We start from the raw sequence: 23,813 nt of genomic DNA on the forward strand, positions 1-23,813 counted from the left end.
GCGGGCCGGCTGGGACGATCGTCACTGACCAGCAATGAAGGGAAATGTCGTAGATGTCAGCCGTCACCTCCACCCCGGCCGCCCCCAACGCCGCCGCCCTCGCCCACTTCGCCGCCCGCCTGGCCTTCGAGACCGACGTCTCGGACGTGGCCGCCGACCTGGCCGCCGGCGCGCCGGGCGTCGTGGTCGTGGACTCGCGCAGCCGGGAGAGCTGGGACCAGGGGCACGTCCAGGGGGCGGTGCACCTGCCGACGGCCGAGATCGCCGCCGGGGCGGCCGCGCTGATCCCCCGGGACGCCACCGTCGTCACCTACTGCTGGGGCCCCGGCTGCAACGGCGCCACGCGGGCCGCCCTGGAGTTCGCCCGGCTCGGCTACGCGGTCAAGGAGATGCTCGGCGGCTTCGAGTACTGGGCCAGGGAGGGCTTTCCGGTCGAGACGGCGTCGGGCGTGACCCGGCGACCGGTCGACGCCCTGACGGCGCCGGTGTCGGGGATCGCGTGCGCCTGCTGACGCCGGTGTGGGATGGCGTCCGCCTGCTGTAGCGGGCGATTGGCGGGCGCCTGCTGAAAGCGCCCCAGGCGGGTTGTGGTGACCGGCTATATCCGGACATGCCCGCCGGTCCGACAGTGCCGCCAAACGGCCTCACAGCCCCGTCCGGACGCCTTCCGTAAAAAGGGCGGCGGCGAAGGGGCTGTGCGGGAAAGTTTGGCGCCCCCGTCCGAATCCCGTCGATCGGGGGCGTGGGAGAACATACCCGGATCTACTCGGGTCAACCAATAAGACCACAAGAGTCAAGCGGATTGTCTGTACCTCTGACTCCCCAGGTCAAGAACCGGGCACCCGTCGCCCCTGAAATGGGACGACGGGCCCCGTACGGTCACCGCGGTCCGAGCTTCTCCACGATGAGCCGGTAGAGCTGACGCGGACGCCCCGGCTGCGGGGTGCGGTTCGGCGGAAGCGGCCACGCGAGTCCCTCGTCAACCAGCGTGCGCAGCAACCGCCGAGCCGTGCGCGGCGTCACCCCGAGCATCTTGCCCGCGCCCTCGGCGTCGACCACCGTGTCGCCGCCTTCGAGCTTGGCCGCCAGCCTGGCCAGCACCTCCACGCCCTTCGGCTTGAGCGCGGTCGACCCGGAGGGTGGCATCCGGGGGGCCGGGATGAGGGCCCGGCCCTCGCGGTCCACCGCGAACCCCTGCGCCTGCTTGCCCGCCTGGGTACGGGCCAGCGCGGCCCGCGCGTGCGACTCCGCGTCGTGCGTCGTGCGCCCCATACCGACGCCCACCTCGACCGCCAGCCCCAGCTCGTCCCGGATCCTGGCCGCGAAGGGCAGCACCCTGAACCCGTCGGTGGCCGCGGCGATCGAGCCCCTGGTCGCGGTGACCAGGTAACTGTGATCGTCGATCGGCCAGACGGTCGCGTTGATCCGGTTCGCCTCCTGGACCAGTAACCGGTGGAGCGACAGCCGCAGCTCGTCGCGCCAGTAGCGCGGCGCCGCGCGCCGCACGGGCTCGCGCAGCGTCGGCACCTCCACCAGCACCACGGTGAGCTGCGACTCCTCCAGCCGGTGATGCGCCCCGAGCAGCGCCGCGGTGTGCAGCGCCGTCCGGACCGCGGCCGAGGTCGGCCTGATCCTGATGACCGGCACGCCGGCTGCGTGCAGGCGTTCGGCCACCGCGGGCAGGCACGTCAGTGCCCCCGAGGTGGCGCCCTGGCGGGCCAGCCGTTCGTGGTAGGCCGCGATCGTGCCCGTGGCTCCGGGCTCGTCGCGGCTGTGCACATCCGTGGCCGGTATGCCGAGGTCGGTGTACGCCTCCTCGACATCCGCCCTGCTGACCACGTCCACGCTGACCCGTTGCGGGTCCATCCGAGTGTCAAGTGCGGCCTTCGCCAGCGCCGCCACCAATGCCGCTCCGCCGAGTTGCACGTAGGTCGCGGGCATCGTCAGCACGCCTGATCGCCTGGCCAGGTCATAAGGGACCGGGCTGGCGAACAGGCACGCGTCGACACCGGGACCGAGCCGCGTCACCTTGTCGGGCGCCTCCTGCTCATCGCGGTACGCGGCCGCGACCAGGCGACACGGCAGCGGTGCCGCGGCGTGACCCATCAGCATGACTCGCTCGACCAGGTCGTGGGGTCCGACCACGCCGATGGTGAGGTCCGGTGTCATGGCGCCCGGGCGTGACACTCGGGGAGTTTCTTCGGCCCTCTCGACCAATGTTCGTCCCATCCTGCCGTCCGTTGCAGTGCTCTCTTTTGGAACGATCGCTCGCGGGGGCCGTAATGTCACGCCCGACTTTTCCGGAAAGTCGTTCTGGTTGACCGCCCGACAAGATGTCTCAGCAGCTCAACGCGGTTTTTCTCATGTTTTTTAGCGCTCAGAAATCTCTCGTGTAATGTCCGCGCCGAGCGCGCGCATTCGCGCCGCGAGATGTGCGTGGCCGCGATCGATGAGGTATCCGGACTCGATGACGGTCTCTCCTTCGGCCGCCAGACCGGCGAGCACGAGCGCGATACCGGAGCGCAGATCGTGCGCCGTGACTTGCGCGCCCTTGAGCGGCGTGCGCCCGCGCACGACGGCCCTGCTGTCGTCGACCTCGACGTCGGCGCCCATCTTGTTGAGCTCGCCGGCCAGGGCGAAACGGCCGTCGAAGATGCGCTCGTGGATGTAGCTCGTGCCGTCGGCCAGGGCGGCCACCGTCATCATCGGCGACTGCAGGTCGGTCGCGAAGCCGGGATAGGTGTCGGTGATGATGTTGATGGGCCGCAGCGGGCGGTCGCACCGCACGTGCAGCACCGCGCCCTGCCGGGCGAAGTCGACGCCCATCTGCTCCAGCTTGTAGCGGACGACGCCCAGGTCGAGGCCGGTGCCCACGAGGCTGAGCTCGCCGCCGGTGATCGCCGCGGCCATCGCGAACACGCCCGCGTCGAGCCGGTCGGGCATCACGGTGTGCTCGACGGCGTGCAGCTCCTCCACGCCCTCGACGGTGATGAACCCGGTGCCGCCGCCGCTGATGCGCGCGCCCATCTTGGTGAGCATGTCGATGACGTCGAGCACTTCCGGCTCAAGGGCCGCGTTCTCGATCACCGTCGTGCCCTTGGCCAGGGCGGCGGCCATGATCAGGTTCTCGGTGCCGGTGTGGGAGGGCGTGTCCAGGTAGAGCGTCGCGCCGGTCAGGCCGCTGGCCTTGACGTGGATGACGGTCTCGCCCTCGTCGACGACCGCGCCCAGCCGCTTGTAGCCCAGGTAGTGGAAGTCGAGGTTGCGGCTGCCGAGGTTGCAGCCGCCCACGCCCTCCACGATCGCCTCGCCCAGCCGGTGGAGCAGCGCGGGGGTGAACAGCACCGAGCCGCGGAACCGGCGCGCGATCTCGGCCGGCAGCACCGGGCTGCTCAGCCGGGAGGCGTCGATGACCAGCGTGCGCTCGGACTCGTGCAGCTCCACGTACGCGCCGATCGCCTCGGCCAGCTCGACCGCGCGCCGGACGTCTTCGATGATCGGCACGTTCCGCAGCACGGTACGGCCCTTGGCGGCCAGCAGAGCCGCACCGATCATGGGAAGCACGGCGTTCTTCGCGCCCTGGATGAACGCGGTTCCACGCAGTGCGTTGCCACCGCGCACGCGGTAACGGACCATTTCGTGCGGCTCCTTGAAATCAACGGTGAGGCTCGATCGGGCCAACAGTAGTGGCTGACACCAGGTGACCCAGCCGAATCATCCGCTAAAGGGAGCCCCCGTGACGCGCTCATACGCTTCTAGGTATCGCTGCCTTGTGCGCTCGACAACATGCTCGGGAAGCCGAGGTGGGGGGTTTCCGGAGGATTTGTCCCATCCGGATTCGGGCGAGAGCAGCCAATCACGTACATATTGCTTATCGAAAGAAGGTTGCGCCCTGCCCGGCTGCCATTCGTCGGCCGGCCAGAACCGCGACGAGTCCGGCGTCAGCACCTCGTCGCCCAGGGTCAGCACGCCGTCGGCGTCGAAGCCCAGCTCGATCTTGGTGTCGGCCAGGATGATGCCGCGCTCGCGGGCGATCTCCGAGCCGCGCGTGTAGACGTCGAGCGTGATGCGCCGCAGCTCGTCGGCCGTCTCCGCGCCGACCTCGGCGACCACCTGCTCGAAGGAGATCGGCTCGTCGTGCTCTCCCTGGGGGGCCTTCGTCGAGGGGGTGAAGATCGGCTCCGGCAGCCGGGAGCCGTCCTCCAGACCGGGGGGCAGCGGCACCCCGGAGACCGTGCCGGTCGCGCGGTACTCCGACAGGCCGCCGCCGGTCAGGTAGCCGCGGGCCACGCACTCCACCTGGACCATGCGCAGCGGCTTGCACAGCACGCTGCGCGCGTCGTCGCCCCTGGCCAGGATGTGGTTGGGCACGACGTCCTTGAGCTGGTCGAACCACCACAGCGACATCTGCGTGAGGATCGCGCCCTTGTCGGGGATGCCGGGCTCCAGCACGTAGTCGAAGGCCGAGATGCGGTCGGAGGCGACCATCAGCAGCAGGCCCTCGTCGGTCTCGTAGAGGTCGCGTACCTTGCCGGAGTGCAGATGCTTCATCGGGCGATGTCCGTCCTGTGGTGCGAGCCGCGCAGCTCGACGCGGTCGACGAGGTCGTAGGCGTTGCGGCGGGCGCTCGCCTGGTCGGGGCCGTGGCCGACGACGGTCAGCACCCGGCCGCCGTTGGAGACGACCTCGCCGCCGGGGCCGCGCGCGGTGCCGGCGTGGATCACGTACGCGTTCTCGGTCTCGGTCAGGCCGGTGATCACGTCGCCCTTGACCGGGGAGTCGGGGTAGTTCTCCGCCGCGATCACCACGGTCACCGCCGAGCCGTCCTTGAACACCGGGTCGAGGCCGAGCTCGCCGGTTGCGCAGGCCATCAGCAGCCCGCCGAGCGGCGTCTCCAGCCGGTCGAGCAGCACCTGCGTCTCGGGGTCGCCGAACCGGGCGTTGAACTCGACCACCTTCGGCCCCTTCTGGGTCAGGGCCAGCCCCACGTAGAGCACCCCCTGGTACGGCAGCCCGCGCCGCCCCAGCTCGGCGATCGTCGGGTGCACGACCTCGCGCATGACCTGCTCGGTCAGCCCTTCCGGCGCCCAGGGGAGCGGCGTGTACGCGCCCATGCCGCCGGTGTTGGGCCCCTCGTCGCCGTCGTAGGCGCGCTTGAAGTCCTGGGCGAGCTGGAGCGGCACCGCCGTGCTGCCGTCGCACAGCGCGAACAGCGACACCTCGGGCCCGTCGAGGAACTCCTCGATGACCACCCGCTCGCAGGCCCGCGCGTGCTCCAGCGCCTGGTCGCGGTCGCGCGTGACGACCACGCCCTTGCCCGCGGCGAGGCCGTCGTCCTTGACGACGTAGGGGGCGCCGAACTCGTCGAGCGCGGCGGCGGCCTCCTCCTCGGTCTCGCAGGTGCGGGCCCGGGCGGTGGGCACGTCGGCGGCATTCATGATCTCCTTGGCGAACGCCTTGGAGCCTTCGAGCATGGCCGCCTCACGGGTCGGCCCGAAGCAGGCGATGCCGGCCTCGCGCACGGCGTCGGCCACGCCCGCGACGAGCGGCGCCTCCGGCCCGATGACGACGAGGTCGGCCCCCAGCCGCCCGGCCAGCTCGGCCACCTGCGCGGGATCGACGGGATCGACGGGATGAACGGTCGCGACGCCCTCGATGCCCGCGTTACCGGGAGCACAGTGGAGCTCGCTGACCTGGGGATCGAGTTTGAGCGAACGGCACAGGGCGTGCTCACGCCCTCCGGAACCAATGACTAGAACGCGCACGTGCCCCATTGTCGCAGGCCCGGCCCCCTCGCCCGGCGCGGGTCCCGGGCGGGTTGCAGGCACGTCGAATGCCGGAACAAGCCCGCATCTTTGTGCGGTTCTACCTGAACCGAGCACCCTCCGGCGAGTATCGTCGTTTGGGTTCACCCGCCTGTGGTAGGTTAAGGCGGCTTTGCGGCGTCTCTTGTGATTGGAGGTGGTCCGGGATGAAACCTGGTGATCCCAGCAGTACGTGCTCTCCCACGTACGCCCCAGTTACCCCCGACCACTCCAATCCGGCAGCCTGATCGTGCCTCCACGCATTTGTGTCGATTGAGGTGACTTTTCATCGCGCGTGGAGCGTGCCAGGTCGGGCGGAAAGGGACTGCCATGCGCTCGTCCACGCTTTTCCGTCGCATCAACCGTCACCCTGTTCAGCCGCACGCCGCACGCCCGCTCACCAAGCCGGTGCGTGAGGTCTGCGTGCCCCCTGTCGACTCCATCGTCGAATTCGGCGCCTACATCCAGGGCAAGAAGGTCTGCGCCCCGGGCATCGTCGAGTCCCTCGACCTCGTCCGCGAGCACAACAAGAACTCCGACGGAGCGAACGCGTTCGTCTGGGTCGGGCTGCACGAGCCCGAGGCGCCCGAGGTGGAGTGGCTGTCCGAGGTCTTCGGGCTGCACCCCCTGGCCGTCGAGGACGCGGTCAAGGCCCACCAGCGTCCCAAGGTCGAGCGCTACGGCGAGTCGCTGTTCATGGTGCTGAAGACGGTCGCCTACCTCGACCACGACGAGCTGACGGCCAACAGCGAGATCATCGCCACCGGCGAGATCATGGTGTTCCTCGGGGTCGACTTCGTGGTCACCGTGCGCCACGGCGAGCACTGCCCGCTGACCCTGGTCCGCGAGCGCCTTGAGGACAAGCCCAAGCTGATGAACCGCGGCCCGGCCGGCGTGCTGCACGCCATCGCCGACCACGTCGTCGACCAGTACCTCCAGGTGGCCGACCTGATGCAGCTGGAGCTCGAAGAGGTCGAGGCGACCGTCTTCGCCGACGTCAGCTCCCGCGACATCAACCGGATCTACCAGCTCAAGCGGGAGATGCTGGAGATGAAGCGGGCCGTGACCCCGCTGCAGTCGCCGCTGTCGGCGCTGCCGCAGCGCCGCGTCATCCCCTCGGAGATGCGCGAGTACTTCCGCGACGTCGGCGACCACCTGTCCCGCGTGTGCGAGCAGGTCGAGTCCTCCAACGAACTGTGCAGCTCGATCCTGCAGGCCGCCCTGGCCCGCTCGAACGCCCTGGCCAACGAGGACATGCGCAAGATCTCGTCGTGGGTCGCCATCCTGGCCGTGCCGACGATGATCGCCGGCATCTACGGCATGAACTTCGACTTCATGCCCGAGACCAAGCAGGTCTGGGGCTATCCGGCGGTGCTGGCCGTGATGATCACTGCCTGCGTGCTGCTGCACCGCGGCTTCCGCCGCAACGGCTGGCTCTGAACGACGCGTCCTGACGCTCGGGCGCTCGTGCGGTGCTCAGACGCTCACGGGCTCGCGCGGCGCTCAGACGCTCACGGGCTCGCGCGGTGCTCAGACGCTCACGGGCTTGAGCGGCCGGACGCCCTCCGGCAGGTCGAGGCCGCGCTCGCGCCACAGCTCCCGCATGCGGTCGGGGTAGTCGGTCACGATCCCGGCCACGCCGAGGTCGATCAGGCGGCCGGCCAGGGCCGGGTCGTTGACCGTCCAGACCGCCACGTCGAGGCCGGCCGCGGCCGCCTGGGCCATCAGCTTCTCGTCGACCATCACGTGCTCGGGCGAGAGCGTGGTGGCCCCGGCCTCGCGGGCGGCGGCCGGGATGTCGTCGCCCAGCCCGCCCTCGTGCCAGTGGAGCGTGTCGAGCTCGATCAGCGCGAACCGCCTGGCCGCCGGGGCGAGCCGGGCCGCGTGCCTGATGACGCGCCAGTCGAAGCTCAGGACGGCGGCGTTGCCCAGCCGGCCGTGCCGGTCGAGCTCCTCGACCACCAGCTCGGTGAACATCTCCGGGTCGGCCGTCAGCTCCGGCCTGGTCGGGTCGGACTTCAGCTCGACGTGCAGCCGCACGTGCTCGGCCTCGTAGGCGTTGACCAGCCCGAGCACCGCGCCGAGCGTCGGCATCCTGGTCTCCGGCATGGCGACCTGGGTGAGCGCGAACGGGTCGTCGAGGTGACGCGGCAGGCGGACGCCCACGTCGAGCGTGCGCAGCTGGGCGAGGCTGAGCGCGTTGATCGGCTTGCCCACGTACGGGAAGAGCGGATCGCCCTGCCGCAGCGGACGGCGGTCGGCACTGGTGACGGCCGAGACCGTGAGGTCGTGCGTGAGCACGAGGCGGCGATCGGCGGTGAGGGCGACGTCGAGCTCAAGCGCGTGAACGCCCAGCTCCATCGTGCGGCTCAGCCCTGGCAGGGTGTTCTCCGGCCACAGGCCCCGCGCTCCTCGGTGACCATGAATCTCAACGCGCACACCGGGGACACTACCCGGCGCGAGGCCCGCTGAGGCAGTGCCACGCCGTGTCCTTTTTATCCTGCTACGCCCCGGTCGGAAGGGAAGGCGCCAAGAGGACTCTCCGGCCGCTTATTACACGATAAATGCAACTACCTTGCAATAAGCTGGAGCTCATGACGGAGGTTCTCAAACATGCCCATTCAGCAACAGTCCGGGCATGGGTGGACGGCTGGGTGATCTCCCGCAACGCCCCGCGGCCCGTACCCGAACCGTGGGGCCTCAGAGTGGACGTCGGCCTTCCCGGCCACGTGGCGCGGCACGTCGTCCCCACCCCTACCGCGGAGATCCTGGACCACCTGACCGGCGCCCTCACCGTCCCCGGCACCTGGCTCAAGCTCTGCGCCCCCGCCGAGGCGGTCGCCCCCTCCCTGCCCGCGCGGTGGTCCGTGCAGGAGCAGGAGTACATGATGACCACCGCGTCCCTGGCCCGCACCACCCCGAAGGCCCCCGCGGGCTACACCCTGGCGATCACCACCAGGGCGGGGGTGACCGTGGCCCGGCTGCTCACCGCCGCAGGCGAGGTCGCGGCGCGCGGCCAGTTCGCCGTCGCGGACCGGGCCGCCGTGATCGACCAGGTGGAGACGGCCGCCGAACACCGCCGGCGCGGCCTCGGCACGGTCGTCATGGCCGCGCTCGCCGCCGCCGCCGTCTCCCGGGGCGCCCGCACGGGCATCCTGGTCGCCACCGAGGCGGGCCAGGCACTGTACGAGACCCTGGGCTGGACCCTGCACACCCCGATGACCGCCGCCGTCCTCACCGCCGCGGACCCGGCGGAGGAGGAGCCCGCCGTCCGGCCGTAGTCCCGCGACACGCGGGGAGCCCGCCGTCGGGCCGTAGTCCGGTGACACGCGGGGAGCCCGCCGTCCCGCCGTAGTCACCTGACACGTGAGGAGCCCGCCGTCCGGCCGTAGTCCCTTTCACACGCGAGGGGCCCGGCGCGTTGTCGCGCCGGGCCCCTCGTCACGTGCCGGTCAGACCAGCGACCGCACCACGACGGTCTGGTCGCGGCCGGGGCCGACGCCGATCGCCGAGATCGGCGCCCCGCTCATCTCCTCCAGCGCCCGCACGTACGACTGCGCGTTCGGCGGCAGGTCGTCGAACGACTTGGCGTTGGAGATGTCCTCCTTCCAGCCCGGCAGCTCCTCGTAGACCGGGACCGCGTGGTGGAAGTCGGTCTGGGTCATCGGGATCTCGTCGAACCGCTCGCCGTCGACCTCGTAGGCCACGCACACCGGGATGCGCTCCAGCCCCGACAGGATGTCGAGCTTGGTGAGGAAGTAGTCGGTGACCCCGTTGATCCGGGTCGCGTAGCGGGCGATCACCGCGTCGAACCAGCCGCAGCGACGGTCGCGGCCGGTGGTGACGCCGTACTCGCCGCCGGTCCTGCGCAGCCACTCGCCCGTCTCGTCGGTCAGCTCGGTCGGGAACGGCCCCGAGCCCACACGGGTCGTGTACGCCTTCAGAATCCCGATGATCTTCGTGAGCCGGTTCGGCGGGATGCCCGCCCCGGCGCACGCGCCCCCGGACGTCGGCGAGGAGGAGGTGACGAACGGGTACGTGCCGTGGTCGATGTCCAGCAGCGTGCCCTGACCGCCCTCCAGCAGCACGAACTTGCCCTCGTCCAGCGCCTTGGAGAGCACCAGCGAGGTGTCGGCGATGTGCGGCTTGAGCCGTTCGGCGTAGGCCAGGTACTCCTCCAGCACGGCGGCCGGGTCGATGCCGCGCCGGTTGTAGACCTTGGTCAGCACCTGGTTCTTCTCGGTCAGCGCGACCTCGATCTTCTTGGCCAGGATGCCCGGGTCGAGCAGGTCCTGGACCCGCACGCCCATCCGGGCGATCTTGTCGCCGTACGCGGGGCCGATGCCGCGTCCGGTGGTGCCGATCTTGGCCTTGCCCAGATAGCGCTCGGTGACCTTGTCCAGCGCCTTGTGGTGCGGCATGATCAGGTGCGCGTTGGAGGAGATCAGCAGGCGTTCGGCGGAGATGCCCCGCGCGGCCAGCCCGTCGATCTCGCTCAGCAGCACCCCCGGGTCGATCACCACACCGTTGCCGATCACCGGTACGACGTCCGGCGACAGGATCCCCGTCGGCAGAAGATGCAGAGCGTATTTCTGGTCACCGATGACGACGGTGTGTCCCGCGTTGTTGCCACCCTGATAACGGACGACGTAGTCGACGTCGCCACCGAGCAGGTCGGTGGCCTTGCCCTTGCCCTCATCGCCCCACTGGGCCCCAACGAGAACGGCAGCCGGCATTGTTCAGTCTCCCGAGCACAAAACGAAACCCCTGGCGCAAGTGCGACAGGGGCTCTTGCGTAGAGAGACTACCCGAGTCTGCCCATTCGTCCCAAGGCGCGTGGGCCCAATGCGGGCCCAATGCGCTGCTAACCCTTGGTCAGCGCCTCATATCCGGTCTCGCTGCTGTCCTTGAGGAACTGCAGGCAGCGCTCGGCCTCGTCCTTCTCGCCGATGGACTGCGCCGCCCTGGACAGGGCGTGCAGGCAGCGCAGGAAGCCGCGGTTGGGCTCGTGCTCCCAAGGGATGGGACCGTGGCCCTTCCAGCCGTTCCTGCGCAGCTGGTCGAGGCCGCGATGGTAGCCCGTGCGGGCGAAGGCGTAGGAGGTGACGGCATGGCCCTGCGCGAAGTACTCCTCCGCGAGCGCGGCCCAGGCCGCCGGGTGGGCGGGGAAGCGGGCGGCCACGTCGGCGGCCTTGGCCCCGGATTCCAGCGCCTCCCTGGCCTCGGGCAGGTCCGGCAGGTGAGTCGGGGGCGGCCCGGCGAGAAGGTTATCCATAGGACAAGTCATACCCGCCGTGCCGCCCAAGTGGCTAGGAGATCTTCGTCCCACTGCTCTTGAGGTTGTGGCAGGCCTCCGCCACGCGGGCCGCCATGCCGGTCTCGGCGCTCTTGCCGTAGGCGCGCGGGTCGTAGGCCTTCTTGTTGCCGACCTCGCCGTCGACCTTCAGCACGCCGTCGTAGTTGCGGAACATGTGGTCGGCGATCGGCCTGGTGAAGGCGTACTGGGTGTCGGTGTCGACGTTCATCTTCACCACGCCGTAGGAGATGGCCTCGTGGATCTCCTCCAGCAGCGAGCCGGAGCCGCCGTGGAAGACCAGGTCGAACGGCTTGTCCTTGCCGTACTTGGCGCCGACCGCCTCCTGGATCTCCTTCAGCACGCTCGGCCGCAGCTTCACGTGGCCCGGCTTGTAGACGCCGTGCACGTTGCCGAACGTGGCGGCCAGCATGTAGCGGCCCCGGTCGCCGACGCCCACGGCCTCGGCCGTGGCCAGCGCGTCTTCGGCGGTGGTGTAGAGCTTCTCGTTGATCTCGCCGACGACGCCGTCCTCCTCGCCGCCGACGACGCCGATCTCCATCTCCATGATGATCCGGGCGCGGGCGCACTTGTCCAGGAGCTCCTTGGCGATCTCCAGGTTCTCCTCCAGCGGCACGGCCGAGCCGTCCCACATGTGCGACTGGAAGAGCGGGTCGAGGCCCTTGGACACCCGCTCCAGCGAGATGTCGATCAGCGGCCGCATGTAGCCGTCGAGCTTGTCCTTCGGACAGTGGTCGGTGTGCAGCGCCACCGTGACCGGGTACTTGGCGGCCACCACCCGCGCGTACTCGGCCAGCGCGGTCGCGCCCGTCACCATGTCCTTGACCGTCGTGCCGGAGAGGAACTCGGCGCCGCCGGTGGACACCTGCACGATGCCGTCGCTCTCGGCCTCGGCGAACCCGCGCAGCGCGGCGTTCAAGGTCTGAGAAGAGGTCACGTTGATCGCCGGATAGGCGAACCCGCCCGCCTTGGCACGGTCGAGCATCTCGGCGTAGACCTCTGGAGTCGCGATGGGCATGAGTCATCTCCCTGAGAAGTACGGCTTCGCGCCTGCCCAGTATCCCGGCTCCCAACCACAACTGGTAGTGACAACGCGTGCCGGATGGCCACATCCGATTCGCTCGGCTCCAGGTAGGCTCACGGGGTGGACTGGCTCTGGAATCTCCTCGACCCGACGTGGTGGCTCACCATCCTCGGCGCCTTCGCCACCATCGGCGTCCTGGCGATCATCTTCGCCGAGACGGGTCTGCTGCTCGGCTTCTTCCTGCCGGGCGACTCGCTGCTGGTGGCGGCGGGGATCTTCAGTTCCGCGTCGCTGGTCGTGGGCGAGGCGCCGCCGATCTCCTTCCCCGTCCTGGTGATCGGCACACCGTTGTGTGCCATCGCGGGCGCCCAGCTCGGCCACTTCCTGGGGGCCAAGTTCGGCAGGAAGATGTTCGACCGGCCCGACTCGCGGCTGTTCAAACGCGAACACGTGGTACGCGCCGAGGAGTTCTTCCAGAAGTTCGGCCCGGCGCGGGCGGTCGTGCTGGCGCGGTTCGTGCCGATCGTCCGCACGTTCATGAACCCGGTGGCCGGCGTCCTGGAGATGCCCGCCAGGCGCTTCTTCCTGTGGAACGTCATCGGCGGCGTGGTCTGGGTCGAGGGCCTGGTGCTGCTCGGCTACTTCCTCGGCAGCAAGGTCGATCCCAAGCAGATCGACAAGTACATCCTGCCGGGCGTGTTCATCATCGTCTTCATCTCGCTGATTCCGATCATCGTCGAGGTCGTCAAGAAGCGCCGCGAGCGCAAGCGGCTGCCGCTGCCCAACGGCAAGCACCACCGCGTGCCCTCCAGCACCGACCCCCAGCACTGACAGCAGGCACCGGCCCCCGGCGCTGACCGGGGGCCCTTGAGTTACCACCGGGTACAGTGCCCCCTGTGGGACGCCACAGGTCAGATCCGATGGGAATCGCCCGATCCGCCCTCGTCGTCCTCGCGGTGGGGGCCGTGGTGACGCTGGTGGTCGTCGGCGTGCGCGCCCTGATCGGCTCGTCCGGCTCGCAGCCGGAGCGGCCGCCCGCCGCGGCAGGGTCCACGGTCGTGCGGGCGAGCGAGGGCAGGGCGCCGACCGTGCGCATCGAGTGCGTGGCCGAGGTCTGCCCCACCGTGACCGTCCGCGTCCCCGGCGGGGACGTGCTGCACCATCGCGAGATGAGCAGGGGCGAAGAGGTCAGCTACTTCGAGCCCGAGCTCGACGTCGTGCTCGGTGACGCGGGCACCGTCCGCGTCACCGAGAACGGCAGCCCCCGCGCCCCCGGCGAGCAGGGCGCGAGGGAGGCCCTTACAGCCCGAGGTCCTGGAGGGTGAAGGCGGTGCGGTAGTCGAGCCCCTCCTCCGCCATCCGCGCGCCCGCGCCCCGGTCGACGATCGTGGCCACGGCCACCACCTCGGCGCCCGCCTCCCGCAGCGCCTCCACGGCGGTCAGCGGCGAGCCGCCGGTCGTCGAGGTGTCCTCCACGGCCAGCACCCGGCGGCCCTTCACCTCGGGCCCCTCGATCCGGCGCTGCATGCCGTGCGACTTCTGCGCCTTGCGCACCACGAACGCGTCGAGCGTGCGCCCGCGCGCCGCCGCCGCGTGCAGCATCGCGCAGGCCACCGGGTCGGCGCCCATCGTGAGCCCGCCGACGGCGTCGAAGTCGAGATCGTCGGTCAGGTCGAGCATCACCTTGCCGACGAGCGGCGCGGCCACCCCGTCGAGCGTGATCCGCCGCAGGTCGAGGTAGAAGTCGGCCTCCTTGCCCGAGGAGAGCGTGACCTTGCCGTGGACGACGGCCTTGCGCTTGATCTCGGCCAGCAGGTTGTCGCGGTCTGTCATGCGCCCAAGCTTAGGGTCCCAGGCTCAGCGTCCTGATGAGAGCCAGGGCCTGCGCGTGCGCGCGGGGGAGCCGGCGCACCCGGACGCGGGGGTGGCGGCCGTACAGGATCTCCGTGGCCCGCAGGCCGGCGATCTTGTCGGCCAGCCGGTCGTCCTCCCTGGTCACCGCGCCGACGCGGGTGGGCGCGAGCAGCGCCAGCGTCTCGTCGCCGGTGAACGCCCTGCGCAGCGCCGTGGCCAGGTTGAGCGCCGCCGCCAGCCGCTCGGCCAGTTCGGCGATCTGCCCGTACGGCTCGGCCACCACCAGCAGGTGCCCGCCCGCGACCGCCCCCCGGTAGAGCTCGCCCAGCCTGGTACGCAGGTAGGCCACCGTGGCCAGGCCGGTCAGCGGGTCCTCGCACTGCAGGTCGTTCATGGGCGCGAAGCTCTGCTCGGCCCACCCGGCCGCGTACGCCCGTACCAGCGGGAACGTCGGCTCTCCTCGATCGGTGACGGCGAACAGCGCCGCCAGGTCGCCCAGCCCCTCGCTGATCCCGACCCCCGCCCCGGCGCGCGCCGCGCCCAGCTCCTCGCAGGCGCGCCGCAGGTCGCCGCCGTCCGTCACGGCCCTGATCGCGTACGCCACCGCCGGGGTCCACCAGTCGTCGGCCAGCGACCAGCCCTCCGCCATGCTCCGCCCGCGCCAGCGCGACAGCACGTCCTCGTCCATGCGCCCTCCCGTGGTCCTCAGAGGTAAAGACGGCGCTGCGGTTTAGTCATGACGGAGAATGCGGAATGATTGCGCGGGGCAACCCACCGTAATCGTGAGGTCACAATGAGTGTGGAATCGCCGCGAAGCGATGCGGACCTGCTGAAGGAGGTCCGCGCCGGCGACGCGACCGCGTACGGACGGCTCTACGAGCGTCACGTGGCCGCGGCCCGCGCGCTGGCCAGGCAGCTCGTCAGGGGCGAGTCCGAGGTCGAGGACGTCGTGGCCGAGTCGTTCACGAAGATCCTCGACCTGGTGGGCAGGGGCGGCGGGCCCGAGTCGGGGTTCCGCACGTACCTGCTGACCGTCGTGCGCCGTACCGTCTACGACCGCGGCCGGGTCGAGAGCCGCCAGGTGACCACCGGCGAGATCGAGCGCTACGACGCGGGCGTGCCCTTCGTCGACCCGGCGCTCGTCGGCCTGGAGCGGTCGATGATCTCGCGCGCGTTCCTGTCGCTGCCCGAGCGGTGGCGGGCGGTGCTCTGGCACACCGAGGTGGAGAAGTGCAAGCCCGCCGAGGTCGCGCCGCTGCTCGGCCTGTCGGCCAACGGGGTGGCGGCGCTGGCCTACCGGGCGCGCGAGGGGCTGCGGCAGGCGTACCTGCAGATGCACCTGCGCGCGGCGCCGCAGCACGAGTGCCGTCCGGTGCTCGGCAAGATGGGCGCCTACGTCAGGGGCGGCCTGGCCAGGCGCGACTCCCGCGCGGTCGACGACCACGTCAACGACTGCGAGGAGTGCCACGGCGTCCTGCTCGAACTGACCGACGTCAACCGCGGCCTGCGGGTCATCGTCGGCCCGCTGATCGCCGGCCCGGTGTTCAGCGGCTACGCCGCGGCGCTGGCCAAGGCGGGCGCGGCCGGCGGCGGAGCGGGCTGGCTGCTGCGGCTGTTCGGCTGGTTGCGGCGGGCGCCCTCGCGGCAGCAGGTCGTGGCGGCGGGCGGTGTCGCGGTCGCGTCCGCGGCGGTGGCGGCGTTCGTGCTGGTGTCCGGGGAGTCGCCGGTGGCCGAGCGGCCGGTGGCCACGCCCACACTGGTGGCCCGGCCCCCGGTGTCGGTGCGGCCGGTGCCGCTGCCCGTGGCGAGCGAGCCGCCGGCGCGCGTCCCGCCGCCGCGGCGGGAGCCGCGGGGCAGGGCGCGGCTGCGGGCCACGATCGGCGCGCTCGGCGCCCTCGTACGCGCCCAGCCCGGCATCGTCGGCATGCGCCTGCGCAACGACGGCGACGGCCCGAGCGGCGAGCTGGCCGCGACCGTCGAGCTGCCGCCCGGCGTGACCCTCCTGCCACCGGCCAGGCGCGGGCACGGCGTGGCGCTGCTCGAACCCGTGGGCACGGTCGACGGCTGGTCCTGCCGGCAGGCCGGGCAGGGCGCGCGGTGCGCCAGGCGGCCGCTGGCCGCCGGGGAGGGCACGGCGGTGTTCCTTCGCGTGCTGGTGTCGGAGCTGGCTCCGGAGGGCGCCGGGCCCGCCGTGCGCGTCGACGCCGACGACCTCCACGTCGACGCGCGGGCCGCGCAGGGCGTGCGCACGGTGGGGGCGTCGGCCAGGTTCGCCACCGAGGGCAGGGTGGCCGTCCGGGCGATCGGCAACACGCTGCTGAGCTGTCCCGAGGAGCACGACGGCTGTCCCGAGGCCAGGCGCCGCCAGGGCGACCAGCGCGACAACGACCTGTGGCCGATGACCCCCCTCGACCAGGACGCCAGTCCGGCCACCAGCGCCTCCAGCGCGGCCCGGCTCACCCTGCCCAAGGACAGCAGGGTCGTGTGGGCCGGCCTCTACTGGTCGGCGAGCGGCGCGGCGGCGGGGCCCGTCAAGGTCAGGGCGCCGGGCCGGCGCACGTACGTGTCGGTCCGTCCCGACCACGTCACGGCCCTCGACATGCCGCTGGGCCCGGCCTACCAGGCGTTCGCCGACGTCACCGCGCTGGCCGGGCAGGCGCGGCCGGGCGGCCTGTGGTGGGCGGCCGACGCGCCGATGGCGGAGGGGGCCTCCAGCCACGCCGGGTGGAGCCTGGTGGTGGTCGTGACCGGGCCGCGGCAGCCGTACAGCCAGGCCGTGGTGCTCGACACCGCGACCGTGATCGGCGGCGCGGACCGGAAGGTGCGCATGCCGCTCGGCGGCCTGAGCCCGGCCGCCGCGCCGGCCCGGGCCGAGCTGGTGACCTGGGAGGGCGACGCCGATCTCCAGGGCGACAAGGTCTCGCTCGGCACCGGCGCGATCGTCCCGGCGGGCGGCGACCGCCAGCGCGCCAACGTCTTCGACGGCTCCGCCAACGGCGCCGGGGGCATGACCTTCGGCGTCGACGTCGACACGGTCGACGCCGAGCTGGGCCGCGATCCGGCGCTGACGATCGTGACCGACAAGGACGTCGTGCTCTTCGGAGCGGCCGCGCTGACCGTCAGGGCACGCTCATGACCGCAAACAGGACGAACTGGTACGGTCTGCCTAAATGGTCCGGCTGCGCGGCGGCCCGCGGTCGAATCGTCGGGATTCACCCTCGCGCGATCACCTGCTTTCATTACCCTGAAAGAGGGCCGCCGAGTCCGGTCTCTGACGGTGCAGAGCCAGCAAGGTCGGACCACCAGGAAAGGGGCGGTGTCAGTGGATCGCTGTGCGCTGTTCGTGGACGCCGGCTATCTGCTGGCAGACGGAGCGATGGCCGTGCACGGCACTCGCCATCGAGAGGCCGTCGCCTGGGACTATCCCGGGCTCCTCCAGCTGATGACCAACCTGTCGCGCGAACGCACGGGCCTGCCGCTGCTGCGGTGCTACTGGTACGAGGCGACCGTCGAGGGCCGCCGCACCCCGGAGCACGACGCGCTGGCCGACATCCCGGGCCTCAAGCTCAGGCTCTCGCGCATCCGGCCGGGCCGCCGCGAAGGCGTCGACGCCCAGGTCCATCGCGACCTCATGACCCTCGCCCGCAACAACGCCATCTGCGACGCCGTCGTCGTCAGCGGCGACGAAGACCTCGCCCAGGTGGTGTGCGACGCACAAGACCTCGGCATCAGGGTCACCGTCATCCACATCGCCGCCGACGGCGGGTGGGCCGTGTCCCGGTCGCTGCGGCAGGAGTGCGACGACCTGGTCGAGCTGGGCAACGCCCACCTGCGGCCCTACGTCACGATGGTGAGCGGCGTCACCGAGTCCTCCAACGGCCACCACCAGCCGCTCAGCAACGGGCACGCCGCCCCCTCGCTGCCGCCCGCGCCGCCGGCCGCGCCCCCGGCGACCCCGACGGCCTCGCTGCCGCCGGCGCCGTCCGCGGGCAGTCACGCGGCCGGGCAGCACTCCGGGAGCCACGCGGCGCCCTCCTCCGGCCAGTCGTCCGCCAACGGGCAGGGGTCCTCGGGCGGGCGGTCGGCCACGCCGCCGGTGCTGCCGTCGTACTCGGGGTACCAGGAGCAGCCGCCGTCGATCCCGCCGTCCGTGCCCCCGTCCGTGCCGCCGTCCGCGCCGGCGACCGGGCCGCTGCAGCAGCCGCAGTCCGCCTCGCCCAGCACCGGGCAGTTCGCCACGCCGTCCTCGGGGGGCGCCTACCAGCCGGCGCAGCTCGGGCCGTACACCGGGCCGCAGGCCGCGCCCGTCTCCCCGCCGCCCGCCGCCACCGCCGGGGCCACCACGCTGGCCGACGCCGTGAAGGCCGCCCATCGCGAAGGGCACGACTTCGGCGAGTCCGTGGCCCGCGACGCGCCCGCGCTGTGGCTGGAGGCGGTGCTGGCCCGCAAGCCGCGCATGCCCTCCGACCTGGAGGCCCGCCTCCTGCAGGGCTCCTCGCTGCCGATCGACTTCCTGCTGCACGACGAGGTCCGCCACGCCCTGCGCCGCGGCTTCTGGGATGCCCTCGAACGCGCCCGCCACTGACCCCCTCCTGCCCGGCAAGCCGGACGCCCGGGCGCCATGAGCGGCGGCCCGGGCGTCGGACGGGACGAGATCAGGAGAGCGCGTCGAAACCGGCGCGCAGGTGGGCGACCCGATCGCCCAGGTCGGCCAGCGGCACGGCGAGCGCCGGATCCTGCGACTTGCGGGCCAGCTCCCGCACCCGGGCCAGCTCGTCCTCCACCGCCGTCAGCCGCCGGGACAACTCCGGCAGGACCGAGGCGTGGTCACCCGCTCCGGGCGGCAGCTCGCCGGTCAGCCGCTCGCGGAGCAGCGACGCCTGCTCGGCCAGGCGCTTGTTCATGTTGTAGAGCTCGGTGAACACCGACACCTTCGCCCGCAGCACCCAGGGGTCGAACGGCTTGGTGAGGTAGTCGACCGCCCCCGCCGCGTATCCGCGGAAGGCGTAGTCGGGGGCGCTGTCGACCACGGTCAGGAAGATGATCGGGATGTTCCTGGTCCGCTCCCGCCGCTTGATGTGGGCGGCCGTCTCGAAGCCGTCCATGCCCGGCATCCGGACGTCGAGCAGGATCAGCGCGAACTCGGTGTTGAGCAGCGCCTTGAGCGCCTCCTCGCCGGACCTGGCGCGTACGGGCACCAGGTCGAGCGAGCTGAGGATCGCCTCCAGGGCGATCAGGTTCTCCTCGCGGTCGTCGACCAGGAGGATCTTTGCACGGTCCGGCATCGATCACGACCCTTCAGCGGTTGAGGGCGACGAGTCGGTCGTGGCTCCCCGCCCACGGCTGAGCCAGCCGCGCAGCCGTTCGAGCAGGCGATCGACGTCGACCGGCTTGGGCACGTAGTCGGACGCGCCCGAGGCGATGCTCTTCTCGCGATCACCACGCATGACCTTAGCGGTCAGCGCGATGATCGGCAGGTCGGCGAACTGGGGCATGCGCCGGATGGCCGAGGTCGTGGCCCAGCCGTCCATCTCCGGCATCATGATGTCCATCAGCACGAGCGCGACGTCCTCGTTCCGTTCGAGCTGCTCGATCCCCTCGCGGCCGTTCTCGGCGTAGACGACCGTCGATCCGTGTCGTTCCAGCACGCTGGTGAGGGCGAACACGTTGCGGATGTCGTCGTCGACGATGAGGATCTTGGCGCCGTTGAGCGGGTCGTCGCCCTGCCACTGGGCGGGCGTCTCCACCGGCGGCTCGACCAGCTCGGGCATCGGCATGTCGAGCGGCGGCGGCTCGGGCAGGGTCGCGGCGGCGGCCTGCTCCTCGGCGGGCGAGGTCATGAGCTGCCGGCGCGGGGCCGTGCTGCCGTCGGTGGCGGCCAGCGGGCCGGTGTAGGAGGCCGGCAGGTAGAGGGTGAACGTGCTGCCCCTGCCCAGCTCGCTCTCGACGTGGATCTCGCCGCCGAGCAGCCGGGCGATGTCGCGGCAGATGGCCAGGCCGAGGCCGGTGCCGCCGTACTTGCGGCTGGTGGTGCCGTCGGCCTGCCGGAACGCCTCGAAGATGACCTCGCGCTTGTCGGGCGCGATGCCGATGCCGGTGTCGATCACCTGGAAGGCCAGCAGGTCGGTGGCGTCGTGGAGGGTGTCGTCGTCGAAGTCGACCCCTCGGGGGGCCGCCGCGACCCGCAGCTTGACCTCGCCCTTCGGGGTGAACTTCACCGCGTTGGACAGCAGGTTGCGCAGCACCTGCTGCAGGCGCTGCTCGTCGGCCCGCAGCTCGCTCGGCACGTCGGAGGCCACCTCGACGCCGAAGGACAACCCCTTGTCCTGGGCCAGCGGCGCGAAGGCCGCCTCCAGCAGGTCGACCATCTTGGGCAGCGACACCTGGATCGGATGGATGTCCATCCGGCCCGCCTCGACCTTCGACAGGTCGAGCATGTCGTTGATGAGCTGCAGCAGCGCCGAGCCCGCGCTGTGGATCGTGCGGGCGAACTCGACCTGCTGGGACGTCAGGTTGCCCTCGGCGTTCTCGGTCAGCAGCTTGGCCAGCACCAGCAGGCTGTTGAGCGGCGTGCGCAGCTCGTGGGACATGTTCGCGAGGAACTCGGACTTGTACCGCGAGGAGACCGCGAGCTGCTCGGCGCGCTCCTCCAGGGTGCGGCGGGCCTGCTCGATCTGGAAGTTCTGGATCTCGATCGCGCGGTTCTGCTTGGCCAGCAGCGCCGCCTTGTCCTCCAGCTCGGCGTTGGACCTGCGCAGCTCCTCCTGCTGCCGCTGGAGCTCGTCGGAGCGCTCCTGCAGCTCGCGGGTGAGCCGCTGGGACTCGGTCAGCAGGTCTTCGGTGCGGGAGTTGGCGATGATCGTGTTCATCGTGACGCCGATGGTCTCGACGAGCTGCGTCAGGAAGTCGAGGTGCACCTCGCCGAACGGGGTGAAGGAGGCCAGCTCCAGCACGCCGAGCACGCGGTTCTCGAACAGGATCGGCAGCACGACGATCTGCGCGGGCGTGGACTGGCTGAGCCCGCTGTCGATGGTGATGAACTGCGGCGGCACGTCGTCGAGGATGATGTGCCTGCCCTCGGCCGCCGCCTGGCCGACGATGCCCTCGCCGATCGCGAAGCGCCGGCGCGGCCCCCGGTCGGGACGCACGCCGTAGCCGCCGATCAGCGTCAGCTCGTGGTCGCCCTCGGGATCGATGCCGTAGAAGGCGCCGTAGCGGGCCGAGACCAGCGGAGTGAGCTCGCTCATCGTCAGCTTGGCCACCTCGAACAGGTCGCGGTGGCCCTGCATGAGCCGGGAGATGCGGGCCAGGTTGGACTTCAGCCAGTCCTGCTCCTGGTTGGCCTGGGTCGTCTCGCGGAGGTTGGCCACCATCGAGTTGATGTTGTCCTTCAGCTCCGCCAGCTCGCCCTGCGCCTCGACGGCGATCGACCGGGTCAGGTCGCCCCGGGCCACGGCGCTGGTCACGGTCGCGATGGCGCGCACCTGCGTGGTCAGGTTGCCGGCCAGCTCGTTGACGCTCTCGGTGAGCCGCTTCCAGGTGCCCTCGACGCCCTCGACCCGGGCCTGGCCGCCGAGCTGGCCCTCCGAGCCCACCTCGCGGGCCACGCGGGTGACCTCGGAGGCGAAGGAGGACAGCTGGTCGACCATCCGGTTGATGGTGGTCTTCAGCGCCAGGATCTCGCCCTGGGCGTCGACGTCGATCTTGCGGGTCAGGTCGCCGTTGGCCACGGCCGTGGTGACCTCGGCGATGTTGCGCACCTGATAGGTCAGGTTGTTCGCCATGAAGTTGACGTTGTCGGTGAGGTCCTTCCAGACGCCCGACACGCCCTGCACCCGCGCCTGGCCGCCGAGCTGCCCCTGCGTGCCCACCTCGCGGGCCACGCGGGTGACCTCGTCGGCGAAGGACGACAGCTGGTCGACCATCGTGTTGAGGGTGTCCTTGAGCTGCAGGATCTCGCCCTGCGCGTCAACGGTGATCTTCTTCGACAGGTTGCCCTGCGCCACCGCGGACGAGACGGCCGCGATCTGGCGCACCTGCGAGGTGAGGTTGTTGGCCATCGAGTTGACGTTGTCGGTGAGGTCCTTCCAGACCCCGGACACGCCGCGGACCTGCGCCTGGCCGCCCAGCTGGCCCTCGGTGCCCACCTCGCGGGCCACGCGGGTGACCTCGGAGGCGAACGAGGACAGCTGCTCGACCATCGTGTTCATGGTCGACTTGAGTTCGAGGATCTCGCCCTGGGCGTCGACGTCGATCTTGCGGGTGAGGTCGCCGTTGGCCACGGCCGTGGTCACCTGGGCGATGTTGCGCACCTGGTAGGTCAGGTTGTTGGCCATCGAGTTGACGTTGTCGGTGAGGTCCTTCCAGACGCCCGACACGCCCTTCACCTCGGCGCGTCCGCCGAGCTTGCCCTCGGTGCCGACCTCGCGGGCGACTCGGGTGACCTCGTCGGCGAAGGACGACAGCTGGTCGACCATCGTGTTGAGGGTGTCCTTGAGCTGCAGGATCTCGCCCTCGGCGTCAACGGTGATCTTCTTCGACAGGTTGCCCTGGGCGACGGCCGTCGCGACGGTGGCGATCGAGCGCACCTGCGAGGTCAGGTTGTTGGCCATGAAGTTGACGTTGTCGGTGAGGTCCTTCCAGACGCCCGACACGCCGGTGACCTGCGCCTGGCCGCCCAGCTGGCCTTCGGTGCCCACCTCGCGGGCCACGCGGGTGACCTCCTCGGCGAAGCCCGAGAGCTGGTCGACCATCGTGTTGACGGTGTTCTTCAGCTCGAACATCTCGCCCACGGCGTCGACCGTGACCTTGCGGCTCAGGTCGCCCTTGGCGACCGCCGTGGTGACCACGGCGATGTCGCGGACCTGCGCGGCCACGCGCGAGGACATCGTGTTGACGGCCTCGGTGAGGTCGCGCCAGCTTCCCGACATGCCCCGCAGGTTGGCGCTGCCGCCCAGCCGGCCCTCGGTGCCCGCCTCGCGGGCGACCCTGGTGACCTCGGAGTTGAACAGGGCGAGCTGGTCGACCATGCCGTTGATGGCCTTGCCCAGGCGGCGCACCTCGCCGCGGGCCGACCGGTCGAGGTCGATGCGGCGCGACAGGTCGCCCTTGGCCACCGCGTCGATCACGTCGGCCGCGCCGCTGACCGGGCTGACCAGGGCGTCGATCAGCATGTTGACCGACTCGACGCTCTCGGACCACGCCCCGACGCCCGGGCCGGGCGTCAGCCGCTCGCCGAAGCGCCCTTCCTTGACGACTTCTTTGCGAACTCTTGCCAGCTCGTTGGCGAGATGTTCGCGGCGGTCGGCCACTTCGTTCAGCAGCAGGCGCACTTCGCTGAGGATGCCGGGAGGAGCGTGCGGGACCCGACGCCGGAAATCGCCGTCACGCCAGGAGAAGAGAGTCTCCAGCACGGGAACGAGATCCGATTCCGTATAGGTCCTCTCCTCCGGGCTTGATGCGGCCTTGGCCGTGGTCATGGGGCCTCCTTCACTCGCGACGGGTCCCGGCGAGTGATTCAAGTCTGTCACGATGAGTAGCTCGTAGTCCTGCCCTTGGATTTACCCCAAGTCAGTGAGAAGTGTGGTAGGCACGATGGGATGACTGCTTCTCCCCACGCGGTCCTGGCCGCGACCTTCGCGCCTGGCGATACCGCTGTGACGGCTGCGATGAGGTTCACGCGCGAGGTGATGACCGCGTGGGCCACCGTCAGCGTGCTCCACACCGCCGAGCAGGTGGCCGGCGATCTGGCGGAGCAGGTCTCTGACGAGCCGTTTGAGGTGATTTGGAAGCATTACGGGGACTCAGTCCAGGTCGA

The 23,813-nt window shown here is 70.8% G+C and carries 19 protein-coding genes; 7 read left to right on the forward strand and 12 right to left on the reverse strand.

Annotation, left to right across the window (positions count from 1 at the left end):
• Positions 1-53 precede the first annotated feature (53 nt).
• Complete coding sequence (locus ACFYUV_RS37695; RefSeq protein ID WP_387677574.1) at positions 54-512, forward strand: rhodanese-like domain-containing protein; 459 nt, start codon at positions 54-56, stop codon at positions 510-512.
• A gap of 367 nt (positions 513-879) precedes the next feature.
• On the opposite strand, the gene ACFYUV_RS37700 is transcribed toward ACFYUV_RS37695, so the two are convergent.
• From ACFYUV_RS37700 to purD, 4 genes are all read right to left on the reverse strand, one after another.
• Complete coding sequence (locus ACFYUV_RS37700) at positions 880-2,169, reverse strand: GTP cyclohydrolase IIa (RefSeq protein ID WP_352357559.1); 1,290 nt, start codon at positions 2,167-2,169, stop codon at positions 880-882.
• Positions 2,170-2,370: 201 nt separating this feature from the next.
• Entirely contained in the window at positions 2,371-3,636 is a 1,266-nt protein-coding gene (gene murA, locus ACFYUV_RS37705) for a UDP-N-acetylglucosamine 1-carboxyvinyltransferase (RefSeq protein WP_358290635.1), read from the reverse strand.
• Between the two features lie 78 nt (positions 3,637-3,714).
• A complete protein-coding gene (locus ACFYUV_RS37710) occupies positions 3,715-4,551 on the reverse strand; it encodes a phosphoribosylaminoimidazolesuccinocarboxamide synthase (protein WP_358290632.1) in 837 nt (278 codons plus the stop codon).
• Positions 4,548-5,765 (reverse strand): phosphoribosylamine--glycine ligase, encoded by a 1,218-nt coding sequence (purD, locus tag ACFYUV_RS37715; RefSeq protein WP_358290629.1) that lies wholly within the window; start codon positions 5,763-5,765, stop codon positions 4,548-4,550. Before purD ends, ACFYUV_RS37710 begins: the two co-directional genes overlap by 4 nt.
• A 462-nt stretch (positions 5,766-6,227) precedes the next feature.
• Between purD and corA the strand changes: the two genes are divergently transcribed.
• Positions 6,228-7,244, forward strand: a complete 1,017-nt coding sequence (corA, locus tag ACFYUV_RS37720; protein ID WP_352357551.1) for a magnesium/cobalt transporter CorA — start codon at positions 6,228-6,230, stop codon at positions 7,242-7,244.
• 90 nt (positions 7,245-7,334) lie between these two features.
• On the opposite strand, the gene ACFYUV_RS37725 is transcribed toward corA, so the two are convergent.
• Positions 7,335-8,243 (reverse strand): glycerophosphodiester phosphodiesterase family protein, encoded by a 909-nt coding sequence (locus tag ACFYUV_RS37725; protein ID WP_387677579.1) that lies wholly within the window; start codon positions 8,241-8,243, stop codon positions 7,335-7,337.
• A 155-nt stretch (positions 8,244-8,398) separates the two neighbouring features.
• Between ACFYUV_RS37725 and ACFYUV_RS37730 the strand changes: the two genes are divergently transcribed.
• Complete coding sequence (locus ACFYUV_RS37730) at positions 8,399-9,085, forward strand: GNAT family N-acetyltransferase (protein WP_387677581.1); 687 nt, start codon at positions 8,399-8,401, stop codon at positions 9,083-9,085.
• Between the two features lie 171 nt (positions 9,086-9,256).
• Here ACFYUV_RS37730 and ACFYUV_RS37735 read toward each other — a convergent pair whose 3' ends face one another.
• The 3 genes from ACFYUV_RS37735 to fbaA form a co-directional block, all read right to left on the reverse strand.
• Positions 9,257-10,540 (reverse strand): adenylosuccinate synthase, encoded by a 1,284-nt coding sequence (locus ACFYUV_RS37735; RefSeq protein WP_358290619.1) that lies wholly within the window; start codon positions 10,538-10,540, stop codon positions 9,257-9,259.
• A gap of 128 nt (positions 10,541-10,668) precedes the next feature.
• Positions 10,669-11,079 (reverse strand): DUF3151 domain-containing protein, encoded by a 411-nt coding sequence (locus ACFYUV_RS37740; protein WP_352318011.1) that lies wholly within the window; start codon positions 11,077-11,079, stop codon positions 10,669-10,671.
• Between the two features lie 34 nt (positions 11,080-11,113).
• Complete coding sequence (gene fbaA / locus ACFYUV_RS37745; RefSeq protein ID WP_352318009.1) at positions 11,114-12,136, reverse strand: class II fructose-bisphosphate aldolase; 1,023 nt, start codon at positions 12,134-12,136, stop codon at positions 11,114-11,116.
• A gap of 126 nt (positions 12,137-12,262) precedes the next feature.
• Between fbaA and ACFYUV_RS37750 the strand changes: the two genes are divergently transcribed.
• On the forward strand, positions 12,263-12,973 hold the full coding sequence (locus ACFYUV_RS37750; protein WP_387677584.1) for a DedA family protein: 711 nt from the start codon (positions 12,263-12,265) through the stop codon (positions 12,971-12,973).
• 89 nt (positions 12,974-13,062) lie between these two features.
• Complete coding sequence (locus ACFYUV_RS37755; protein WP_387677587.1) at positions 13,063-13,467, forward strand: hypothetical protein; 405 nt, start codon at positions 13,063-13,065, stop codon at positions 13,465-13,467.
• Here ACFYUV_RS37755 and pyrE read toward each other — a convergent pair.
• Together pyrE and ACFYUV_RS37765 are read right to left on the reverse strand one after the other, a co-directional pair.
• Entirely contained in the window at positions 13,442-13,975 is a 534-nt protein-coding gene (gene pyrE / locus ACFYUV_RS37760) for an orotate phosphoribosyltransferase (protein ID WP_352357535.1), read from the reverse strand. The genes ACFYUV_RS37755 and pyrE overlap by 26 nt on opposite strands.
• A 10-nt stretch (positions 13,976-13,985) precedes the next feature.
• On the reverse strand, positions 13,986-14,684 hold the full coding sequence (locus ACFYUV_RS37765; RefSeq protein ID WP_387677590.1) for a hypothetical protein: 699 nt from the start codon (positions 14,682-14,684) through the stop codon (positions 13,986-13,988).
• Between the two features lie 111 nt (positions 14,685-14,795).
• Here ACFYUV_RS37765 and ACFYUV_RS37770 point away from each other — a divergent pair, with 111 nt between their 5' ends.
• The gene (locus tag ACFYUV_RS37770) at positions 14,796-17,132 is read left to right on the forward strand and encodes a sigma-70 family RNA polymerase sigma factor (protein ID WP_387677593.1); all 2,337 of its coding nucleotides are present in this window, start codon (positions 14,796-14,798) and stop codon (positions 17,130-17,132) included.
• A gap of 186 nt (positions 17,133-17,318) precedes the next feature.
• Entirely contained in the window at positions 17,319-18,581 is a 1,263-nt protein-coding gene (locus ACFYUV_RS37775; RefSeq protein WP_387677596.1) for an NYN domain-containing protein, read from the forward strand.
• Between the two features lie 70 nt (positions 18,582-18,651).
• Here ACFYUV_RS37775 and ACFYUV_RS37780 read toward each other — a convergent pair whose 3' ends face one another.
• Together ACFYUV_RS37780 and ACFYUV_RS37785 are read right to left on the reverse strand one after the other, a co-directional pair.
• Positions 18,652-19,281, reverse strand: a complete 630-nt coding sequence (locus tag ACFYUV_RS37780; protein WP_364327633.1) for a response regulator — start codon at positions 19,279-19,281, stop codon at positions 18,652-18,654.
• Positions 19,282-19,284: 3 nt separating this feature from the next.
• Positions 19,285-23,475, reverse strand: a complete 4,191-nt coding sequence (locus ACFYUV_RS37785) for a HAMP domain-containing protein (RefSeq protein WP_358290600.1) — start codon at positions 23,473-23,475, stop codon at positions 19,285-19,287.
• Between the last annotated feature and the right edge of the window lie 338 nt (positions 23,476-23,813).

Source organism: Nonomuraea sp. NPDC003560 (genome assembly GCF_042878785.1).
Classification (GTDB): Bacteria; Actinomycetota; Actinomycetes; order Streptosporangiales; family Streptosporangiaceae; genus Nonomuraea.